This is a genomic window from Carnobacterium sp. (genome assembly GCF_032094055.1).
Classification (GTDB): Bacteria; Bacillota; Bacilli; order Lactobacillales; family Carnobacteriaceae; genus Carnobacterium_A.
Map to the genome: position 1 here is coordinate 9,600 of NZ_DAMDAK010000083.1, position 1,954 is coordinate 11,553.

A 1,954-nucleotide genomic window follows, 5' to 3' on the forward strand; every position below is an offset into this window, starting at 1 on the left:
TAATCGTACCGCCTTGATTGGTTAGCACTTGCTCGATATTTTCCAGCGATGTGATCATCGCTTTGCCTTCAGGATGGTTTTCAACAAAAGCAATCGCTGCTTGAACTTTTGGCAGCATACTTCCTGGTGCAAATTGGTTTTCTTCAATATAATGTTTCATTTCCGCCACAGTTACTTGTTCCAATTTCTTTTGATCCGGTTGATTGTAGTTTACATACACGTTGTCGACACCGGTCAGAATAATCAATAGATCCGCTTTAACCAATTCGGCTAATTTTTGTGATGCAAAATCTTTATCAATCACAGCTTCAACACCGGTCAACTGACCATCTTTTTCAATTACAGGTATCCCCCCGCCTCCAACAGAAATGGTAACTACACCATTTTCAACTAGTTGATTAACAGCTTGGTATTCTTTAATACTGACAGGTTTTGGTGAAGGAACGACTTTTCTCCAACCGCGGCCTGCATCCTCTTTAAACACAGCACCGGTAGTCGCCATCTCTTGCCGGGCATCCGCCTCATCCAAAAAGGGACCAATTGGTTTGGTTGGGTTTTTAAAAGCCGGATCAGCTTCATCGACCACTACTTGGGTTACAATAGCAACTACTGATTTGGTTAAGTTCCTTTTTTCCAACGCATTCCCCAGAGCATTTTGCATCCAAAAGCCGATGCTTCCTTGAGTCATAGCCACGCAAGAATCCAACGGCAGGGCTGGATTTTTTTCGCTATCCGCAGCAGCTTGCTGCAATAATAAGTTACCGACTTGCGGTCCGTTACCATGCGAAATAATCAAGTCATCGCCATTTTCAATAAACTTCACTAAATAATCAGCTGTCTGAGCCAACGCTGCTTGTTGAGCTCCAGCACTTGCATCGTCTGATAATATCGCATTACCACCTAATGCCACTACAATTTTTTGTTTTGTCATAGTTATCCTGTCTCCTTTTTTACATATTTCCGATATCAATTGTACCATTAAAAATTTGGAATAATGCAATTAAAAACAAAGCTACGATGACTGCTGCAGCAATCATTTCGTTCTTCGTGAAAATTTTCCGCTTGTTTTCTTTTTGAGCCCAAGCGAAAATGAGAATGCCGGGTGCATAAAGAAGCATCGTGATCAATAAGTAGTCAATACCACCTGCATAAATCAACCAGATAGAAAAGATACTTCCAAAAATACCAATCAAGACATTTCGTGTCCGATTCGGCGTTGTTTTGCTTTCTTGCAGCGATAACTTCAATTGATAGAAAGCTGTAAAAGCATACGGAATCAAGATAGCAGATGAAGCCAGTGAGAAAGCAAAGTTATAAGCCCGCTCACTAATCAAAAACGTGAATAAAAACAACTGAACGATAACATTGGTGAAGATAAGCGAATTAACAGGTGCGTCGTTTTTATTTTTCTTTGTAAAGAATTTGGGAAAAGAGCCTTCTCTGGCTGCTTGATAAGGTAACTCAGCAGTCAGCATCGTCCAAGCCAGCCAAGCGCCGGCTACAGAAATAATGACACCCATATTAATTAAAATGGCGCCCCAATGACCAACCACACTTTCTAGAAGAGAAGCCATAGCTGGTTGTTTTAAATCAGCTAGTTCCGGCCGTGACAGCACACCCATAGATAAGATAGTTGTTAGTAAATAAATACTGATGACGGTCATCAGCCCTAAAATAGTCGCTTTTCCAACATCTGATTTTTTTGCAGCTCGGCCTGAAAAGACTACCGCCCCTTCAATACCGATAAATACCCAAACAGTTACTAGCATGGTCCCTTTAACTTGGCTCATCACTTCAGCGAAACTGAACCCGCCTTTTTGAGTTCCCCAAAAATCAGCAGTGAAAACATCCAGCTTAAACGCAATGAACATGGTAACAAGGAAAATAACCAGCGGTACTAATTTAGCAAAGGTTACGATCGTGTTGATAAAAGAAGCTGTTTGAACGCCTTTTA

Annotated in this window: 2 protein-coding genes; both read right to left on the minus strand. The window is 41.1% G+C overall.

Annotated features, from left to right (window positions below):
- A partial coding sequence (gene arcC, locus RT405_RS11150; protein ID WP_313469711.1) for a carbamate kinase occupies nt 1-931 on the minus strand: 931 nt, incomplete at its 3' end.
- Between the two features lie 19 nt (nt 932-950).
- Nucleotides 951-1,954: amino acid permease (locus RT405_RS11155; RefSeq protein WP_313469712.1), on the minus strand; the 1,004-nt coding region annotated here is incomplete at its 5' end.